The organism is Klebsiella variicola (genome assembly GCF_000828055.2).
GTDB classification, from domain to species: domain Bacteria; phylum Pseudomonadota; class Gammaproteobacteria; order Enterobacterales; family Enterobacteriaceae; genus Klebsiella; species Klebsiella variicola.
The window spans coordinates 3,893,703-3,912,104 of record NZ_CP010523.2 but is presented as its reverse complement, the minus strand read 5'-3'; the positions used below and the strand labels follow the sequence as shown (position 1 = coordinate 3,912,104).

The window sequence follows — 18,402 nt, the reverse complement described above, 5'->3', positions numbered from 1 at the left end:
AGAGGATATGCACATGCGTACGTTTAGTGGCAAACGTAGTACGCTGGCGCTGGCTATTGCCGCCGTCACCGCGATGTCGGGCTGGGTTGTGGTTCCGCAGGCCAGCGCAGCAGGCTTTATCGATGATTCAACCTTAACCGGCGGTATCTATTACTGGCAGCGTGAGCGTGACCGTAAAGATGTCACCGACGGCGACAAATATAAAACCAACCTTTCCCACTCCACCTGGAACGCTAACCTGGACTTCCAGTCCGGCTATGCTGCCGATCTGTTTGGCCTTGATATTGCTGCATTTACCGCGATTGAAATGGCCGAGAACGGCGATAGCGGCCACCCGAACGAAATTGCCTTCTCATCGCGCAACAAAGCCTATGACGAAGACTACTCCGGCGATAAGAGCGGTATCAGCCTGTATAAAGCCGCCGCGAAATTCAAATACGGTCCGGCGTGGGCACGTGCGGGCTATATCCAGCCAACCGGCCAGACTCTGCTGGCCCCGCACTGGAGCTTTATGCCAGGTACCTATCAGGGGGCGGAGGCCGGGGCTAACTTCGACTATGGCACGGCGGGCGCGTTAAGTTTCTCCTATATGTGGACGAACGAGTATAAAGCGCCATGGCATATCGAGATGGACGATTTCTATCAGAACGACAAGAAAACCAAAGTTGATTATCTCCACTCCGTCGGCGCCAAATATGATTTCAAAAACGACCTGGTGCTGGAGGCGGCATTTGGTCAGGCTCAGGGCTATATCGATCAGTACTTTGCTAAAGCCAGCTACAAGTTTGACGTCGCCGGCGCGCCGCTGAGCACCAGCTACCAGTTCTACGGCACCCGCGATAAGGTCAGCAACGGCGGGGTCAATGACATCTATGACGGCACCGCATGGCTGCAGGCGTTAACCTTCGGCTATAAAGTGGCGGATGTGCTGGACCTGCGTCTGGAAGGCACCTGGGTGAAGGCCGATGGCCAGCAGGGCTACTTCCTGCAGCGTATGACGCCGACCTATGCCTCTTCCAACGGTCGTCTCGATATCTGGTGGGATAACCGCTCCGACTTTAACGCCAACGGCGAAAAAGCGGTCTTCTTCGGCGCGATGTATGACATGAAAAACTGGGATATGCCTGGCTGGGCGTTTGGCGCGTCTTATGTCTACGCCTGGGATGCGAAGCCGGGAAGAATGTCCTCTCCGGATGCGTACTATGACCCTGACTATCGCCTGAAAGAATCGGCTTACAGCCTGGATGCGTTGTATACCGTGCAGGAAGGTCGGGCGAAGGGCACCCTGTTCAAACTGCACTTTACCCAGTACGACAACCATTCCGATATTCCGAGCTGGAGCGGCGGCTACGGCAACATCTTCCAGGATGAGCGCGACGTGAAGTTCATGGTTATCGCCCCGTTCACTATTTTCTGATGCCTGCGCGGCGGGCGTGAGCCTGCCGCACCTCTGGGAGAACGACAATGAAAAAAATGCTGCTTATTGCCATGATGGCCTCGGGTCTGGTGGCCTGCGCCACGTCGCCGGCACCGAAAGAAGACACCAAACTGAAAGATGCCTATAGCGCCTGTATTAATACGGCGGAGGGGAATCCGGACAAGATTGAAGCCTGTCAGAGCGTACTGAATGTACTGAAAGAGGATAAACGGCACCAGCAATTTGCCAATCAGGAGAGCGTTCGCGTCCTGGATTACCAACAGTGTATTCAGGCCACCCGCACCGGCAACGATCAGGCGGTGAAAGCGCGCTGCGACCAGATCTGGAAGGAGATCCGCAGCAATAATACGACCCATTAAATCAGACGTTAGCGGCAAACGGGCGGAGCATACCTCCGCCCGTTTGTTTTTTTAGCGCTGACTCTCCGCCGGCTGATAGCCTCGGCTCAGCCGCACGAACAGCAGCGCGGTGGCAATGAACCCGCACAGCGCGGCGCACATTAGCCACCAGCCCGGCGCGCTTTTATCGCCGGTGAGCTCGACCAGGGCGGTAGAGATAGCCGGCGTCAGGCCGCCGAAAATGGCAGTAGCGAGACTAAAGGCCAGAGAGAATCCCACAGTGCGGACGTACACCGGCATCACTTCGGTGAGCGCCGCCACCATCGCGCCGTTATACATGCCAAAGAAGAACGAGAACCACAGCAGGACCAGTGTCATACGGGTGAAATCGGGCGCGGCGGTGAGCCAGTGCATCACCGGCCAGGTGGTGAGCAGCGCCAGCAGGGTAATGCCCATCAGCACCGGACGACGACCGATCCGATCAGAGATCGCCCCGCCAATCGGTAACCAGATAAAGTTGGAGATGCCCACCAGCATGGTCACCAGCAGGCTGTCGCGAGCGCTGAGGTGCAGCACCGCTCTGCCGTAGGTCGGCGTATAGACGGTGATAAAATAAAAGGTGGTGGTGGTCATCGCCACCAGCAACGTCCCGGCGGTAATAATGCGCCAGTTCCTGGCGATAGTGGTCAGGATCTCTTTAGTATCCGGGCGATGTTTACGCTGCAGGAACTCCTCAGTCTCCTGCAGCGAGCGGCGCAGCACGAAAATCAGCGGAATAATCAGGCAGCCAATGAAGAAAGGGATGCGCCAGCCCCAGTCGGCGATCTCCTCATGCTCAAGCGTGGCGTTCAGCGCATAGCCAATCAACGCCGCCATGACGATAGCCACCTGCTGGCTGGCGGACTGCCAGCTGGTATAGAAGCCTTTATTGCCCGGCGTGGCGATTTCCGACAGATAGACCGACACCCCGCCAAGCTCGACGCCCGCGGAAAACCCCTGCAGCAAGCGGCCCACTAACACGAGGATCGGCGCCAGCACGCCGATGGTCTGATAGCCAGGTACCAGGGCGATGAGTAGCGTCCCGCAGCCCATGATCGCCAGGGTGACCATCAGCCCTTTGCGGCGCCCGATTCTGTCGATATAGGCGCCGAGGACCACCGCGCCGATGGGGCGCATCAGGAAGCCCGAACCAAACACCGCAAAGGTCAGCATCAGCGCTGCGAACTCGCTCTCCGCCGGAAAGAAGGTGCGGGCGATATAGGTCGCATAAAAGCCAAACAGGAAAAAGTCGAACTGTTCGAGAAAATTACCGCTGGTCACGCGGAGGATAGCGCCGACGGTGCCGGCGCGCGTGGATTGTTGCGTCATAGGGTGTGCTCTCCATTGTCTTTATCTTGTTTTTATAGAGGTAAGAGGGAGCGGGTTAGTCGCCTGCGACTGCCGCCTGTTTTCCGCGCCGCTTCTCAATTGCCCACTTGAGTAGCGCCGCACAGCGATAAAATCCGTGGGCAAATTTTCCGTAGGGAAGGGTTAAGAACAGGGCCATTACCACCCCGAGGTGAACAGCGAGCAAAATACCCATCCATGAGGTATCCCGTCCCGCCAGCAGCGCCAGGCCGGTGAAGCTGGTCAGCAGCAGTAGCAGGATAAAGCCGCGGTCCATCGGTTTTTGTCGTGCATCGCCGTGCAACGGCGACCGGCGCAGGTTTAGCCACAGCAGGCCAGCTGGCCCCACCAGCAGGCCGATGCCGCCAAGGGTCCCCAGCAGCACCGGGACGCTGAAGAACGGGTAGGGAGCTTCCCGGTCGGCGAAATAGTGATAGCCCGTGGCCACCACGGTGGCGGCGAAGCAGAGCATAAAGCCGTAGAAGGTGAAGTGGTGGAAACGGCGGCGCAGCAGGGTGAAGGCGTCATCGGCTTCGTTGCAGCCTTTGCCATGCCCGCCATCGAGATATTTCAGCGTCAACGCATCCTGTGAGGCCTTGGCGATATCAACCGCGTGCGGCTGGCCCGGGGAGATCTCGCGCCAGAAGCGGATCACCCCGGTCATCAGCAAGCCAAAGGCCAGCACGAAGACCGAGCCAAACATCCACGCCAGCAGGTTATGCGGGAATATCTGATAGAAATCGCCCGCCAGCGGCGGATGAAGCAGCGAGCCTTTGAGCCCCATCGCCAGCAGCAGAAAGAAAATCAGTCCGCCGACCAGCGCCAGTACGGTGGTCACACCAGCCCGGCGGTACAGGCTGCCAAAGGCGGCGGGCTGGGCGTAATGCTGATAAGTTTCCAGCCGAACTTCGGCCATCGCCTTCGGCACGTTAATCGCGAATTCGTGCGGCGGCGCGTACTGACAGGCGTGCAGGCAGGCGCCGCAGTTATGACACAGGTTAGCCAGATAGTTAATATCTGCTTTGCCAAAGGCCAGGCGCTGGGTCATCGCCGGGAATACGGCGCAAAACCCTTCGCAGTAGCGGCAGGCGTTACATACCTGCATCACCCTTTCCACTTCCGCCTCCGGCTCGGTGATGATCTGCGCCTCAATGATCAGCTTCTCAAGCGACTTCATGGTGTTTCTCCTGCTGTGCCGCCCGGGCGGCTTGCTGGCCGGCAATGCGGCCGAAGGTGGTGCCGATCGACATCCCGACGCCGGCGGTATAGCCTTTGCCCAGCACGTTGCCGGCCATCATTTCCCCGGCGACAAACAGATTACGGCTGGGTTTGCCGGCGAAGTGGACGGCGGCGGTGTCGTCGACGTAGAGCCCGAGGTAGGTGAAGGTGATCCCCGGACGTAAGGCATAGCCGTAGTAAGGCGGCGTATCGATAGGCCGCGCCCAGTGGGTCTTTGGCGGCGTCAGGCCGGCGGTGGCGCAGTTATCCAGGCGGGTATGATCGAACTGGCCTGGCGCGCAGGCGGCATTATAGTCGGCGATGGTTTGCGTAAAGCGTTCGCTGTCCAGGCCGAGCTGGCGGGCCAGCTCGGGAAGGGTGTTGGCCTGAGCGCCGGGAAAGACGGGCGGCATAAAGTGGCCGATGGCTTTGCTGTCGATGATCGAGTAGCCGATTTGCCCGGGCTGGTGGGCGACCAGCCGGCCCCAGATGGCATAGCGTTTGGGCCAGAAATCTTCTCCTTCATCGTAAAAACGGTCGGCATCGCGGTTGACCACTACCCCCAGCGACACGCAGTCGACGCGGGTACAGATCCCGCCATCGTAGAGCGGCGCCCGGGCGTCAATGGCGACGCAGTGGGACTGCGAGGGATCGCCGATAATATCGGCCCCGGCGTCGATCATAAACTTGAGCAGCACTCCCTGGTTGAAGCGGGTGCCGCGGATGAGAAAGTTATCGGCGGGCCATTCACCGCTGTCATTTTGCCCCCAGGCCTCGCGCAGCCATTCGCGGTTGGATTCAAATCCGCCGGCGGCGAGGACGCAGCTTTTTGCAACAATCCGTTCCTCGCCCGCCAGCGCGGCGACAAATTCGCCGTTGCGCAGCTCGAGAGCCTGCACCGGTGTGTTGTAGCGGATCTGCACCCCCATTTGCTCCGCGCTGCGGTAATAGGCATTGACCAGCGCTTTGCCGCCGCCCATAAAAAAGGCGTTGGTGCGGGCCACGTGCAGGGCGCCGGAGAGCGGTGGCTGAAAGTTCACGCCGTGCTGGCGCATCCAGTCCCGGCATTGTGACGAGGTGCGGATCACCATTCGGGCCAGCGCTTCGTTGGTATTCCCCTCGGTGACGCGCAGCAGATCCTGCCAGTACTCTTCTTCCGGGTAGCTGTCGACCAGCACGTCCTGCGGCGCATCGTGCATACAGCGCAGGTTACGCGTGTGCTGCGAGTTGCCGCCGCGCCACTCCCGCGGCGCCGCCTCCAGCAGCAGCACCGAGGCGCCAGCTTCCCGGGCGGTTAAGGCGGCGCATAGCGCGGCATTGCCGCCGCCAATCACCAGTACATCCACCATTATCGGCTCCCTTACAATTTAATTAATTGTTAAATTTGTAATGGGAATGTAGGTGGTAACAGCGGTGAGGCGCTATGGTGTAATGCTAAAGAGGGGTTTAGTGAGCGTAAAGGGTAGCACCCGGCCAGCGGTCAGACTCCACCAGCTGGCGCATGACTTTGCTGAGTATCACTCGAGCCGCAAGGCCTGCCGGAGTGAGTTCATCATCAGACAGACTGACCAGAAAGTTGGGGCGACTGAGTATCGGGTTGACGACGTCGATCACCCTCAGCGCCTGATGGTCGAGGTGGGAGATGGCGGCCCCGGGCTGCAGGGTGGCCCCCAGTCCGCTGCGCACGGCCTGCATCAGCAGGGCCAGACCGTCAATGTCCGCCACCACCTCAACGCTGAGATGATGCTGCTGGCAAACTGCCTCCAGCCTGCCGCGCAGGCCATGGCCCTGGCTTGGCATAATCAACGGCAGGGAGGTGAGCTGGTCAGGGGAGATGTGGTCCTCCTGCAGGGGGGCCAACAGCGCATGGGTGCCAATCAGGAACAGGCGTTCTTCCAGCACCGGTCTGGCGCTCCAGCGCAGGATCTTTTCCTGCTGGAAAACGATAGCTAAATCGAGCTGGCGGGTGTTGATCATCCGCTCCAGATTACCGGAGAGGCTTTCCACCAAATGCAGGCGCACGTCGGGATAGCTTTCGCGCATCGCATTGATGAACGGGACGCCGAGAACGGAGGCGGTGCTGGGGGCCATGCCGACGCTAACGTGGCCTGACAGGCGCGCCTCGCGGGCGGCGAGGATGGCATCATCGGCATGGCGCAGCGCCAGCTGTGCCTGCGAGTAGAAAGCGAGACCCGCGCTGGTGGGCGTGACCCCGCGGGAGGTCCGCTGCAGCAGGCGAATGGCCAGTTCGTTTTCCAGGCGTGCGATCTGCTGGCTGAGCGCCGAGACGCCGATATTAAGATCAAGCGCGGCGCGCCCCATGCTGCCGGTTTCAACAATGCGCACAAAATAGCGTAGCTGGCGAAGTTCCATATCAACTCTCCGGACAAAACGAGGACGCGGGAAGGTCACCTGTGGGACGAGAGCGGTAAGGGCAGCAGAGGCGCCCATAAAAAAGCCAACCGGCAGGTTGGCTTTTCAGTCTCAGCGAAGCGGGGAATTATTTTTCCACCGCGTCGTGGGCGTGTTCGTCCTCGCGGCAATCACCTTCCGCACAATGACCGTACAGATACAGACTGTGGTTGGTCAGGCGGATGCCGTGGCGGGAGGCAATTTCACGCTGGCGTAATTCGATCGAGTCATCGCTGAATTCGATCACTTTGCCGCAGTCGAGGCAAATCAGGTGATCGTGGTGATGCTGCTGGGTCAGTTCGAAAACGGATTTACCGCCTTCAAAATTATGACGAGTCACGATACCGGCATCATCAAACTGGTTGAGTACGCGGTAAACGGTCGCCAGACCGATCTCTTCGCCCATGTCGATCAGGCGTTTATATAAGTCTTCCGCACTGACATGATGGTTATCCGGTTCCTGCAGCACTTCAAGGATTTTCAGTCGAGGAAGTGTGACTTTCAGGCCAGCCTTCTTTAATGCGGTATTGTTGTCAGTCATGCGGAATCTGTCCTGTTGCTAAACGATCTACTTCCTTCAACGGAAGTCATACAGAAATTAACCCGACGTAATGCGTCTCATTATAGAACTGCCACTGGTAAATGAAAACTGCAAGCATCAGGCCTGGTTTGCTGTCAAAAACGAGGCACCAGCTACAAACTGCGTCACGTGCCTCGTAGAATCAGTGGACATTGTACAGATATGTGATTAAAAGTTAAAAACTTGTAGCTATTAGTTTGATTGCTTTTGTCTATTAATGCGACGCAACTCAATGATTGCGCCGCTTAATCATCAGGCGTTTTTGATTTCTTCGAGGTGCAGCTCTTCGGCAACCTGCTTCACCCATTTCTCAACGCGCTCGTTGGTCAGCTCCGGCTGGCGGTCTTCATCAATGGCGAGGCCGACGAAGTGGTCGTCATCCGCCAGGCCTTTGGAGGCCTCAAAATGATACCCGGCTGTCGGCCAGTGACCGACGATGGTCGCGCCGCGCGGCTCAATGATGTCGCGGATGGTGCCCAGCGCGTCACAGAAGTATTCTGCGTAGTCTTCCTGGTCGCCACAGCCGAACAGCGCCACCAGTTTACCATTGAAGTCGATCTCTTCCAGCGTCGGGAAGAAGTCGTCCCAGTCACACTGCGCTTCGCCGTAGTACCAGGTCGGGATACCGAGCAGCAGAATGTCGTGGGCTTCCAGGTCTTCTTTGCTGCTTTTGGCAATGTCGTGAACATCAGCAACATCTTTACCAAGCTGCTTTTGAATCATTTTTGCAATATTTTCGGTGTTGCCGGTGTCGCTGCCAAAAAAGATGCCGATGATTGCCATGAGTAAAATAACCTCTTGAAACTTAAATGATGTGGTAGGGACGCGATGCCCATAGATAACGGCAATCATAGCAGAACAGGCAAGGGCGCGGAAACAGCAATCACGCCCGACTGCACACTCTGCTACACGAATGCGGATTTTTCGCGGAAAGTTAGACTTTTCCCTGGCTGTGCAGGGCGCGCAATTGGGTCATCAGCATCTCTTCAATGAGATCGCTACGGCTCATATTACGCGCTTCCGCCAGTTCATTGAGCGCATCGACCGCGTCGGCGTTGAGTTTTAACTCGACGCGCTTCAGCCCGCGAACCTTATCGCGTTTCAGCTGGTTACGTTTGTTGATGCGCAGTTGTTCATCGCGCGACAGCGGATTGGTTTTCGGTCTTCCCGGGCGACGCTCGTTTGCGAACAAATCTAATGTCGTACGGTCCGTTTGTTCTTTTGCCATGATTCTGAGTGACTTCGGGGAAACAAGCTGCCGGGCTCTAGCCGGCGCAGATAGCGCGCCATCATACATCAGGCGAACGGCTGCGCCAACGACCGCGGGCATTCTGCGGCGCGGTCGGGCATATTTTAGCCAATCAGGCGGCGATGCTCGTCAGATAGCGGCGGATGGCGCGTAACACCGCCTCGGGTTTCTCGGCATGCACCCAGTGTCCGGCGCCAGCGATGACGTGCGCCCGGGCCTGCGGGAACTGCGCCAGCAGCGCGTCGCGGTAGGCGTCGGTCACATAGGGCGAGTTGCCGCCGGGAATAAACTGCGTCGGGTGCGGCCAGGCCGGAATGGTTTCCCAGCCGACGATATGCGGGTACTGGTCCCACAGCACCGGCACGTTAAAGCGCCATTCGCCGTCGACAAAAGATTTCAGCAGGAACTGAATCACGCCCTCTTCCCGCAGATGCTCACGCATCACCTGCGCCGCCTGCTGGCGGCTGCTGGCGGAGGATTCGCTGACGGCGCGGATAGCGGCGAAGATCTCATCATGGCGGCGCACATGATAATCCACCGGCGCGATATCGATCGCCACCAGTCCGCTGATGCGTTCCGGCGCCAGGGCGGTCAACGCCATCACCGCTTTCCCGCCCATCGAATGGCCGATAAAGGTGGCGCGCTCGATCTGGTGCGCGTCGAGCGTATCAAGCAGATCCTGCGCCATGGCGGGGTAGGTCATCTCTGGCGATCGCGGCGACAAACCGTGGTTGCGCATATCGACCTGCACAATATCGTGGTCGGCGATCAGGTCGCGGGCGAGGATGCCCAGGTTGTCCAGGCTGCCAAACAGACCGTGGACCAGCACGATCGGGGAGTGGTTGTGCGGATTCTGTGCAGATTGCGCTCGGCTATTTAATTTCATGGCAAAGTTCTTTTTTTCGCTCCGTCGGGTTAGGGTATTATGTTGGACATTCTGCCATCCGGCTGCAAGACCCAGAAGTTTTCTGAGTTTTACCGCCATCCTGGTTTGACGCTATCCGCGGTTGGGATTTGTACTTATAATCCCAACGATTTGTATTCAGAAAAGATATCGCACTGGATTAAGATGAAAACAATTGAAGTTGATGATGAACTCTATCGCTATATTGCCAGCCACACTCTGCATATCGGCGAGAGCGCATCCGACATTTTACGGCGCATGCTGAAATTTTCCGCCGTTTCCCAACCGGCTACACCGGTCAGCAAAGCCGCGCCGGCACTGGCGCCAGCGCCTGCCGTGGAGGTGAAACCCGCTAACCCGGCGAAAGATAAAGTCCGCGCCATGCGCGAGCTGTTGTTATCTGATGAATACGCCGAGCAGAAGCGTGCGGTGAACCGTTTCATGCTGGTGTTGACGACCCTCTATTCTCTGGACAATAAAGCATTTGCCGAGGCGACCGAGTCTCTGCATGGCCGCACGCGCGTCTACTTTGCAGAAGATGCGCGTACGCTGCTGAAAAGCGGTAATCAGACCAAACCAAAACAGGTTCCTGGTACACCGTGGTGGGTTATCACTAATACCAATACCGGCCGTAAATGCAGCATGATTGAGCACATCATGCAGTCGATGCAGTTCCCTGCGGAGCTGATTGAAAAGGTTTGCGGCACGATCTAGCTTTTTAACATTTGCACCAGAAGGATCAGGCAATGGCAATCGATAAACGTGCGGGGCAGCCTGCGCAACAGAGTGATTTGATTAACGTCGCCCAACTGACTGCTCAGTACTACGTGCTGAAGCCTGAAGTCGGTAATGCGGAGCATGCGGTAAAATTCGGCACCTCTGGCCATCGCGGTAGCGCGGCGCGCCACAACTTCAACGAACCGCATATCCTGGCCATCGCCCAGGCCATTGCGGAAGATCGTGCGAAGAACGGGATCACCGGTCCGTGCTATGTCGGCAAAGATACCCACGCCCTTTCCGAGCCGGCGTTTATTTCGGTGCTGGAAGTGTTAACCGCCAACGGCGTTGACGTGATCGTGCAGGAAAACAACGGCTTCACTCCGACGCCGGCGGTCTCCAATGCGATTCTGGTGCATAACAAAAAAGGCGGTCCGCTGGCAGACGGCATTGTGATCACCCCGTCACACAACCCGCCGGAAGATGGTGGTATCAAGTACAACCCGCCAAACGGCGGCCCGGCTGATACCAACGTCACCAAAGTGGTGGAAAACCGCGCCAACGAACTGCTGGCCGCCGGCCTGCAGGGCGTGAAACGCATTTCTCTGGACGCGGCGCTGGCTTCTGGTCACGTTAAAGAACAGGATCTGGTGCAGCCGTTCATTGAAGGGCTGGCGGACATCGTCGACATGGCGGCGATCCAGAAAGCGGGCCTGACGCTGGGCGTCGATCCGCTGGGCGGGTCCGGTATCGAATACTGGAAACGCATTGGCGAACACTACAAGCTCAATCTGACCATTGTGAACGATCAGGTTGACCAGACCTTCCGCTTTATGCACCTCGATAAAGACGGCGCCATCCGTATGGACTGCTCCTCAGAGTGTGCGATGGCGGGCCTGCTGGCGCTGCGCGATAAGTTCGATCTGGCGTTTGCTAACGATCCGGATTACGACCGCCACGGGATTGTCACCCCAGCCGGGTTGATGAACCCGAACCACTACCTGGCGGTAGCGATCAACTACCTGTTCCAGCATCGTCCGCAGTGGGGCAAAGAGGTGGCGGTGGGTAAAACGCTGGTCTCCTCCGCGATGATTGACCGGGTGGTGAACGATCTGGGCCGCAAGCTGGTGGAAGTGCCGGTGGGCTTTAAATGGTTTGTAGACGGCCTGTTCGACGGCAGCTTCGGCTTCGGCGGCGAAGAGAGCGCCGGGGCCTCCTTCCTGCGCTTTGACGGCACGCCATGGTCCACCGATAAAGACGGCATCATCATGTGCCTGCTGGCGGCGGAAATCACCGCAGTGACCGGGAAAAACCCGCAGGAGCATTATAACGAACTGGCTGAACGCTTCGGTGCGCCGAGCTACAACCGCCTGCAGGCTTCCGCAACTTCCGCGCAGAAAGCGGCGCTGTCCAAGCTCTCTCCGGAAATGGTCAGCGCTGACACCCTGGCGGGCGATCCGATCACTGCTCGTCTGACCGCGGCGCCGGGCAACGGGGCGGCGATTGGCGGCCTGAAGGTGATGACCGACAACGGCTGGTTCGCGGCGCGTCCGTCAGGCACCGAAGACGCCTACAAGATCTACTGCGAAAGCTTCCTCGGCGAAGAGCATCGCAAGCTGATTGAAAAAGAAGCGGTAGAGATTGTCAGCGAAGTGCTGAAGAACGCGTAACCGCAGCCAAACATCAGGCCCCTTGTGGGCCTGATTTTTTTCGCAAGGATAGCGATGAAAATACAACGGAAGTCCCTGTTTTTATTCTGGGCGTGGATGGATCTCTTTTTCGTGCTGCAATTCTTATGGTGGAATATTGCCCACCGCCGCCTCCCTTTTTACGACGACCTGCTGGCTTATCTCCAGCTGCTGCATACTTACGGCTCTGGGGCGGTCTGGCTGTATCCGCTGAATGTTCTGCTGATTATCAGCATCCCGCTATCGATGATCCTCTTTTTCCGTCAGAGCCGCTATGCGCTGTGGCTGGCCTGGGGGCAGGCGCCGCTCAGACTGGTGTTTATGCAGCCTTCGCTGTCGCTGGGTCTGTGGCTGATTCAGGCTGCCGGCATCAGGCATGTAGCGATCCTGGCCGGTTTTCTGCTGCTCTCTGAAGGGCTGAAAATCGCCAGCCTCTGGTACTGCAGAGGCGGGGCTCAGGGCATAAAGCGATAGCCAATGCCGGTTTCAGTCAGCAAATGCTGCGGCCGTGCCGGATCGGCCTCCAGCTTTTGTCGCAGATGACCCATGTAGATCCGCAGATAGTGGCTGTGCTCTACGGCGTTAGGCCCCCACACCTGATTCAGCAACTGGCGCTGGGTAAGCACTTTGCCGGGATTATTCAACAGCGCCGCCAGCAGGCGAAACTCGATAGGCGTCAGGTGGATCTCTTCGCTGCCGCGCAGGATGCGGCGGGCGGGGATATTGACCTCAAGGTCAGCGAAGCGCACCACCGGCTCATCGGCCTGCGCCGCGCCGTGGCGACGCAGCGCGACGCGCAGGCGGGCCTGTAGCTCGCCGATGCCAAAGGGTTTACTTAAGTAGTCATCGGCGCCGGCATCCAGGGCGGCAATTTTGTCATGCTCTTCGCTACGCGCTGACAGGACGATAATCGGCATCTGGCTCCACTGACGCAGGTCGCGAATAAAATCAATGCCGTCACCATCCGGCAGGCCCAGATCGAGGATCGCGAGGTCGGGCTTACGGGTAGCGGCTTCAATCAGCCCACGCTGCAGGGTTTCCGCTTCAAATACGCGCATGCCGTCGGCTTCCAGCGCGGTGCGCAGAAAGCGTCGGATAGCGTGTTCGTCTTCGATAATCAGAACGTTAATCACAATTCCTCAGGTAGCTCTTCCAGTTCAGGGGGCGTTTCTCCCGGCAGTGTAACACGGAATGAGGCACCGCCCTCGGGCCGGTTGCTGGCGGAGATGGTCCCGCCGTGAACGTCGACGATGGCCTGACAGATGGCAAGGCCCAGCCCGACGCCAGGGATCGCCGACTCTTTGTTGCCGCGGGCGAATTTATCAAAGATAGTCTGTTCCTGGCCTGCCGGGATCCCCGGACCGTTATCCCATACCTCCAGCGACAGCTGCCGGGCGTCCGCTTCGGCGCGGATGCCGATGTTCGCCCGGGCGCCGGCATACTTATGGGCATTTTCCAGCAGGTTGATCAGCACCCGCTCGAACAGCGGCCCGTCGACATGCACCAGCTGGAGGGGATCGGGGAGATCCAACTGAATGTGCTGGCCGCCGAGGCTCGGTTCGAGCATGCGCAGCGCGCTGCCGACCACTTCCTCCAGCGTCAGCCACTCCTTATGCAGATTAAAGCCGCCGGACTGGATCCGCGCCATATCCAGCAGATTGTTCACCAGACGGGTGGTGTTGAGCACATGCTGGCGAATTTCATTGGCCTGCGGAGCATGCTTTGAACCTTCGCTGGCCAGATCGAGGGTCAGAATTTCCGCCTGGCCAAACAGCACGGTCAGCGGAGTACGCAGATCGTGCGACAGGGCGGCGAGCAGCGAGTTACGCAGGCTTTCCCGCTCGCTGGTCAGCCGGGCCTGCTCTTCGCTGGCGGTCAGGGTGAGGCGCTCCAGGGCGCTGGCCACCAGCAGGGTAAAGGTCTCCAGCAACCGCTGCTGCTCCGGGATCATCAGCTGGCGCAGATTCTCCGGCTCCACCACCAATAGCCCCCAGGTGCGGGCGGCGCTCTTCAGCGGTAAAATTTGGTACGGCACGCCGGGCAGGGTATCGGTGCCGGCGCCGGCAGGCTGCCCCTTATCAAAGCTCCAGCGGGCGATGGCGTCATCCCATGGGGTCAGCCCTGGCTGGTGGGTTAAGGGCAGCAGTTTTCCCTGGGCGTCCGGCAGCAGCAACTGGCTGCGGGCCTGAAAGGTGGAGGCGATGAAGCGCTCGCTGGTGGTGGCGATATCCTGCTGGCTACGACCTACCGCCAGTGCTTTAGACATCTCATACAGGTGGCGGGTACGGCGTTCACGGTAGCGCGCCACCCGCGCCTGGTAGCGTACGCCAGCGGTGAGGTTACCGATAAGCAGGCCCACAGTGAGCATCACGCCGAAGGTGAGCAGATACTGGACATCTGACACCGCCAGCGTCCCGCGCGGGGCGACAAAAAACAGATCGAAGCTGATAACGTTGATCACCGTCGCCAGCACCGACGGCCAGCGGCCATAGACCAGGGCGATGATCACCACCCCCAGCAGATAGAGCATCACCAGGTTGGCGGCTTCGAAGGCCATCAACCACTGCATGGCCACCAGGGTAATGATGGCGCATAGCGCCACCGCCACCGCGCAGCCCTGCAGCTGCAGGCGCCACTTTTCCAGCGCCGTACGGCTGTCGTTGGCCCGGGCAGGGAGAGGGGACGGTTTTTCATCGAGGGCGATCACCACCAGATCGAGGTCCGGCGCATGGCGAGCCAGACGGTCGGCGAAGCCGCTGCGATCCCACCAGCGGCGTTTGCGCTGGCGGCCGATGACGATTTTGCCGAGGTTATGCTCGCGGGCGTAATGAAGGACCGCTTTCTCTTCCGACGGGTCGGAGAGGGTCGCGGTTTCGGCGCCCAGCTCCTGGGCCAGACGCAGCGCGGCGAGAATAGCCCGCCGCCGGGCTTCCGGCAGGCGGTGCAGGGAAGGGGTCTCGACATACACCGCATGCCAGACGCTGCCCAGGCGGGCGGCGAGCCGGGCGGCGGCGCGTACCAGCTTTTCGCTGCCGGTGTTGTGCCCGATACAGAGCAGGATCGCATCGCGGGTGTGCCAGACTTTCTCCTGGCCCTGGCGGTCGCGCCAGGCACGCATCTGCTCATCGACGCGGTCGGCGGTGCGGCGCAGAGCCAGCTCGCGCAGCGCAATCAGATTGCCCTTGCGGAAAAAGTTTTCGATGGCGCGCTCGGCCTGGCCGCCGATATAGACTTTGCCCTCATTGAGCCGCTGGCGCAGATCGTCAGGGGGGAGGTCCACCAGCACCACGTCGTCCGCGGCGTCAAAGAAGGGGTCGGGAACGGTCTCCCGCACCTGCACGCCGGTGATCCCGCTGACGACGTCGTTCAGGCTTTCCAGATGCTGGACGTTGACGGTGGTAAAGACATCAATCCCGGCCTCCAGCAGTTCATCCACATCCTGCCAGCGCTTCGGATGGCGGGAGCCGGGCGCATTGCTGTGCGCCAGCTCATCCACCAGAATCAGCGCCGGACGGCGGGCGAGGGCGGCGTCGAGATCGAACTCATACACGTACCGCCCGCGATGAGCGAGCCGCCGCGGCGGCAGGGTGCTCAGGCCCTCCAGCATCGCAGCGGTCTCTTTTCGGCCGTGGGTCTCCGCCACGCCAATCAGAATATCCAGCCCCTGGGCGCGCAGCCGCTGCGCTTCCGCCAGCATCGCCCAGGTTTTCCCCACCCCGGCGCAGGCGCCGAAGAACACTTTCAGTTTGCCGCGATGCGGGGCGGCGGTGTGCTGCAGCAGGCGGTCAGGGTCCGGGCGCAGCGGCTCGTCACTCATTTACTTATCCTTCAGGGCATCCAGCGCCATATTGAGTTGCAGTATATTGACCACCGGCTGACCAAGGAAGCTCAGCAGCGGGGTTTGTGTGGCCTGGTTCACCAGCTGGGTTACCTGCTCAACGCTCAGCTGGCGCGCTTTAGCCACCCGGGGGACCTGCCACAGCGCGGCGGCCGGGGTCAGGTTGTTATCGAGACCGCTCGCCGAGGTGGTGACCAGCTCGACCGGTACCCGCGGGTCGGCGTCCGGGTTCGCGGCGCGCAGGGCCTGTACGCGCTCGCTCACCGCTTTATCCAGCGCCGGGTTGCTGGCGGCAAGGTTGCTGCCGCCTGACGCCATGGGATTATCCGCCGTCTCAGCGGTGGCCGACGGGCGGCCCTGGAAATAGCCTGCGGCAGTAAAGTTCTGGCCAATCAGTCCGGAGCCGCGCACCTCACCGTTCAGGCGGATCAGCGAGCCGTTGGCCTGTGAGTGAAACCACCATTGTCCCAGGCTGGTGGTCAGCAGAGGATAGACGCCGCCGGTGAGCAGCGTTAACAGAATAAATAGCACAAGTGCTGGACGAATCAATGACATAGTTTTTTCCTCACACCAGACCGCTCAGGGTCAGCAGCAGGTCGATGGCTTTAATACCGATAAAGGGCACCAGCAGACCGCCGAGGCCGTAGATCCACAGGTTGCGGCGCAGCATCGCCGAGGCGGAGAGTGGGCGATAGCTCACGCCTTTCAGGGCCAGCGGGATCAGGAAGACGATGATCAGCGCGTTAAAGATAACGGCGCTAAGGATCGCTGATGACGGCGAATGCAGGCCCATTACGTTCAGCATGGCCAGCTGGGGATAGACCGCGGCAAATGCCGCCGGAATAATGGCGAAATATTTCGCCACGTCGTTGGCAATACTGAAGGTAGTCAGCGAGCCGCGCGTCATTAACATCTGTTTACCGATATGGACCACCTCAATCAGCTTGGTGGGGTTGGAATCCAGGTCGACCATGTTGCCCGCTTCCTTCGCCGCCTGGGTGCCGGAGTTCATGGCCACCGCCACGTCGGCCTGAGCCAGCGCGGGCGCGTCGTTGGTGCCGTCGCCGGTCATCGCCACCAGCCGACCTTCCGACTGATACTGGCGGATCAACGCCAGCTTGGCTTCCGGCGTCGCTTCGGCGAGGAAATCATCGACCCCGGCCTCGGCGGCGATCGCCGCGGCGGTCAGGCGGTTATCGCCGGTGATCATCACCGTTTTAATGCCCATTTTGCGCAGCTGGGCGAAACGTTCCTTGATACCGCCTTTAACGATATCTTTGAGCGAAATAATCCCCAGCACCTTTTCCCCTTCGGCGACCACCAGCGGCGTGGCTCCCTGGCGGGCGACCTCTTCCACCTGCTTATCGACATCGGCAGGGAAGTGGCCGCCGTTGGCCTCCACGTGGCGGCGAATGGCGTCCACCGACCCTTTGCGGATCATGCGTTGATCGATATTGATGCCGCTCATCCGCGTTTGCGCGGTAAAGGGGACAAAGGTGGCGTGCAGCGACTGCAGATCGCGTTCGCGCAGGTTAAAGCGCTGTTTCGCCAGCACCACGATGCTGCGCCCCTCAGGGGTTTCATCCGCCAGCGAGGAGAGCTGGGCGGCGTCGGCGAGGGTTCGCTCTTCCACGCCGCGCGCCGGCAGGAAGGCGGAAGCCTGACGGTTGCCGAGGGTAATGGTCCCGGTTTTATCCAGCAGCAGGACATCGACGTCGCCAGCGGCCTCCACCGCGCGGCCACTGGTGGCGATGACGTTGGCGCCGAGCATACGACTCATCCCGGCGACGCCGATGGCCGACAGCAGCCCGCCGATGGTGGTCGGGATCAGACACACCAGCAGGGCGACCAGCACGGTAACGCTGACCGCATTGCCGCTCCACGCCGAAAACGGCCAGATGGTGGCGGTGGCCAGCAGGAACACCAGCGTCAGGGCGATCAGCAGGATCGTCAGGGCGATCTCGTTCGGCGTTTTACGGCGCTGGGCGCCTTCCACCATGGCGATCATCCGGTCGAGGAAGGTTTCTCCCGGGTTCACGCTGCAGCGGATCACCAGCCAGTCGGAGAGAATGCGTGTCCCGCCGGTCACCGAGGCAAAATCGCCACCGGATTCACGGATCACCGGGGCAGACTCGCCGGTAATGGCGCTTTCGTCCACCGAGGCGCCGCCTTCGATGACTTCGCCATCGCAGGGGATAATATCCCCGGCTTCCACCAGCACCACGTCGCCTTTGCGCAGGTCTTCCGCTGGCACGTGGTCGACCGTCGCGTCATGCTGCGGGGCGCGCAGTTTGCGGGCGAAGGCCGTTTTTTTCACCCCTTTCAGGCTGTTGGCCTGGGCTTTGCTGCGGCCTTCCGCCATCGCTTCGGCAAAGTTAGCGAACAGCACGGTAAACCACAGCCAGATGCTGACGGCGGCGGTAAAGGTGGCGCTACCGGTCAGGGCGCCGCCAGCCATGGCGATCGCCAGCAGGGTAGTTAACAGACTGCCCACCCAGACGATAAACATCACCGGATTGCGCCATTGCACCATCGGGCTGAGTTTTTTCACGGCATCCAGCAGCGCCTGGCGCACCAGCGTCGGCTCCAGCAGGGCTAATTGTTTGCGACTCATAACAGGGTGCTCCGCATCGC

Annotated in this window: 17 protein-coding genes; 5 read left to right on the top strand and 12 right to left on the bottom strand. The window is 59.9% G+C overall.

Annotation, left to right across the window (positions count from 1 at the left end; genetic code table 11):
• The first annotated feature begins 13 nt into the window (after positions 1-13).
• Both chiP and SP68_RS18355 read left to right on the top strand, forming a co-directional pair.
• Positions 14-1,417: a chitoporin ChiP gene (gene chiP, locus SP68_RS18360; protein ID WP_040973927.1), complete on the top strand. Its 1,404-nt coding sequence runs from the start codon at positions 14-16 to the stop codon at positions 1,415-1,417.
• A 47-nt stretch (positions 1,418-1,464) separates the two neighbouring features.
• Positions 1,465-1,797, top strand: coding sequence for a ChiQ/YbfN family lipoprotein (locus SP68_RS18355; RefSeq protein WP_022065692.1), 333 nt, complete (start codon positions 1,465-1,467; stop codon positions 1,795-1,797).
• Positions 1,798-1,848: 51 nt separating this feature from the next.
• Here the strand turns inward: SP68_RS18355 and tcuC are convergent, their stop codons facing one another.
• The 8 genes from tcuC to ybfF form a co-directional block, all read right to left on the bottom strand.
• Positions 1,849-3,144: an MFS transporter gene (gene tcuC / locus SP68_RS18350; protein WP_012968692.1), complete on the bottom strand. Its 1,296-nt coding sequence runs from the start codon at positions 3,142-3,144 to the stop codon at positions 1,849-1,851.
• 55 nt (positions 3,145-3,199) lie between these two features.
• Complete coding sequence (gene tcuB / locus SP68_RS18345; RefSeq protein WP_022065691.1) at positions 3,200-4,339, bottom strand: tricarballylate utilization 4Fe-4S protein TcuB; 1,140 nt, start codon at positions 4,337-4,339, stop codon at positions 3,200-3,202.
• Positions 4,326-5,729, bottom strand: coding sequence for an FAD-dependent tricarballylate dehydrogenase TcuA (gene tcuA, locus SP68_RS18340; RefSeq protein ID WP_040973928.1), 1,404 nt, complete (start codon positions 5,727-5,729; stop codon positions 4,326-4,328). Before tcuA ends, tcuB begins: the two co-directional genes overlap by 14 nt.
• Positions 5,730-5,826: 97 nt before the next feature.
• Positions 5,827-6,753, bottom strand: coding sequence for a tricarballylate utilization LysR family transcriptional regulator TcuR (gene tcuR, locus SP68_RS18335; RefSeq protein WP_008805663.1), 927 nt, complete (start codon positions 6,751-6,753; stop codon positions 5,827-5,829).
• A gap of 127 nt (positions 6,754-6,880) precedes the next feature.
• Positions 6,881-7,333, bottom strand: a complete 453-nt coding sequence (gene fur / locus SP68_RS18330) for a ferric iron uptake transcriptional regulator (protein WP_002894761.1) — start codon at positions 7,331-7,333, stop codon at positions 6,881-6,883.
• Between the two features lie 291 nt (positions 7,334-7,624).
• Positions 7,625-8,155, bottom strand: a complete 531-nt coding sequence (fldA, locus tag SP68_RS18325; RefSeq protein ID WP_002894765.1) for a flavodoxin FldA — start codon at positions 8,153-8,155, stop codon at positions 7,625-7,627.
• A gap of 151 nt (positions 8,156-8,306) precedes the next feature.
• Complete coding sequence (gene ybfE / locus SP68_RS18320) at positions 8,307-8,600, bottom strand: LexA regulated protein (protein ID WP_012542441.1); 294 nt, start codon at positions 8,598-8,600, stop codon at positions 8,307-8,309.
• A gap of 133 nt (positions 8,601-8,733) precedes the next feature.
• A complete protein-coding gene (ybfF, locus tag SP68_RS18315) occupies positions 8,734-9,507 on the bottom strand; it encodes an esterase (RefSeq protein WP_012542440.1) in 774 nt (257 codons plus the stop codon).
• 183 nt (positions 9,508-9,690) lie between these two features.
• Between ybfF and seqA the strand changes: the two genes are divergently transcribed.
• The 3 genes from seqA to SP68_RS18300 are packed head-to-tail and all read left to right on the top strand — an operon-like array spanning position 9,691 to position 12,404.
• Entirely contained in the window at positions 9,691-10,239 is a 549-nt protein-coding gene (seqA, locus tag SP68_RS18310) for a replication initiation negative regulator SeqA (RefSeq protein ID WP_012542439.1), read from the top strand.
• Between the two features lie 32 nt (positions 10,240-10,271).
• Positions 10,272-11,912 carry a phosphoglucomutase (alpha-D-glucose-1,6-bisphosphate-dependent) gene (gene pgm, locus SP68_RS18305; protein WP_002894773.1) on the top strand — a complete coding sequence of 547 codons (1,641 nt, stop codon included), beginning with the start codon at positions 10,272-10,274 and terminating at the stop codon, positions 11,910-11,912.
• A gap of 54 nt (positions 11,913-11,966) precedes the next feature.
• Entirely contained in the window at positions 11,967-12,404 is a 438-nt protein-coding gene (locus SP68_RS18300; protein WP_022065689.1) for a hypothetical protein, read from the top strand.
• On the opposite strand, the gene kdpE is transcribed toward SP68_RS18300, so the two are convergent.
• From kdpE to kdpB, 4 genes are read right to left on the bottom strand one after another with little or no spacing between them, the layout of a single operon-like run.
• Complete coding sequence (gene kdpE, locus SP68_RS18295) at positions 12,386-13,063, bottom strand: two-component system response regulator KdpE (RefSeq protein ID WP_002894776.1); 678 nt, start codon at positions 13,061-13,063, stop codon at positions 12,386-12,388. The genes SP68_RS18300 and kdpE overlap by 19 nt on opposite strands.
• Positions 13,060-15,747 carry a two-component system sensor histidine kinase KdpD gene (gene kdpD / locus SP68_RS18290; protein ID WP_022065687.1) on the bottom strand — a complete coding sequence of 896 codons (2,688 nt, stop codon included), beginning with the start codon at positions 15,745-15,747 and terminating at the stop codon, positions 13,060-13,062. Before kdpD ends, kdpE begins: the two co-directional genes overlap by 4 nt.
• Positions 15,748-16,323: a potassium-transporting ATPase subunit KdpC gene (kdpC, locus tag SP68_RS18285; RefSeq protein ID WP_022065686.1), complete on the bottom strand. Its 576-nt coding sequence runs from the start codon at positions 16,321-16,323 to the stop codon at positions 15,748-15,750.
• 10 nt (positions 16,324-16,333) lie between these two features.
• Positions 16,334-18,382 (bottom strand): potassium-transporting ATPase subunit KdpB, encoded by a 2,049-nt coding sequence (gene kdpB, locus SP68_RS18280; protein ID WP_008805672.1) that lies wholly within the window; start codon positions 18,380-18,382, stop codon positions 16,334-16,336.
• Positions 18,383-18,402 lie beyond the last annotated feature (20 nt).

Excerpts from the sequence above, each read along its gene's own strand:
- tcuC (WP_012968692.1), bottom strand. The coding sequence starts at position 3,144 with ATGACGCAACAATCCACGCGCGCCGGCACCGTCGGCGCTATCCTCCGC.
- fur (WP_002894761.1), bottom strand. The coding sequence starts at position 7,333 with ATGACTGACAACAATACCGCATTAAAGAAGGCTGGCCTGAAAGTCACA.
- pgm (WP_002894773.1), top strand. The coding sequence starts at position 10,272 with ATGGCAATCGATAAACGTGCGGGGCAGCCTGCGCAACAGAGTGATTTG.
- fldA (WP_002894765.1), bottom strand. The coding sequence starts at position 8,155 with ATGGCAATCATCGGCATCTTTTTTGGCAGCGACACCGGCAACACCGAA.
- tcuR (WP_008805663.1), bottom strand. The coding sequence starts at position 6,753 with ATGGAACTTCGCCAGCTACGCTATTTTGTGCGCATTGTTGAAACCGGC.
- kdpC (WP_022065686.1), bottom strand. The coding sequence starts at position 16,323 with ATGTCATTGATTCGTCCAGCACTTGTGCTATTTATTCTGTTAACGCTG.
- tcuA (WP_040973928.1), bottom strand. The coding sequence starts at position 5,729 with ATGGTGGATGTACTGGTGATTGGCGGCGGCAATGCCGCGCTATGCGCC.
- ybfE (WP_012542441.1), bottom strand. The coding sequence starts at position 8,600 with ATGGCAAAAGAACAAACGGACCGTACGACATTAGATTTGTTCGCAAAC.
- chiP (WP_040973927.1), top strand. The coding sequence starts at position 14 with ATGCGTACGTTTAGTGGCAAACGTAGTACGCTGGCGCTGGCTATTGCC.
- kdpD (WP_022065687.1), bottom strand. The coding sequence starts at position 15,747 with ATGAGTGACGAGCCGCTGCGCCCGGACCCTGACCGCCTGCTGCAGCAC.
- SP68_RS18300 (WP_022065689.1), top strand. The coding sequence starts at position 11,967 with ATGAAAATACAACGGAAGTCCCTGTTTTTATTCTGGGCGTGGATGGAT.
- seqA (WP_012542439.1), top strand. The coding sequence starts at position 9,691 with ATGAAAACAATTGAAGTTGATGATGAACTCTATCGCTATATTGCCAGC.
- SP68_RS18355 (WP_022065692.1), top strand. The coding sequence starts at position 1,465 with ATGAAAAAAATGCTGCTTATTGCCATGATGGCCTCGGGTCTGGTGGCC.
- tcuB (WP_022065691.1), bottom strand. The coding sequence starts at position 4,339 with ATGAAGTCGCTTGAGAAGCTGATCATTGAGGCGCAGATCATCACCGAG.
- kdpB (WP_008805672.1), bottom strand. The coding sequence starts at position 18,382 with ATGAGTCGCAAACAATTAGCCCTGCTGGAGCCGACGCTGGTGCGCCAG.
- ybfF (WP_012542440.1), bottom strand. The coding sequence starts at position 9,507 with ATGAAATTAAATAGCCGAGCGCAATCTGCACAGAATCCGCACAACCAC.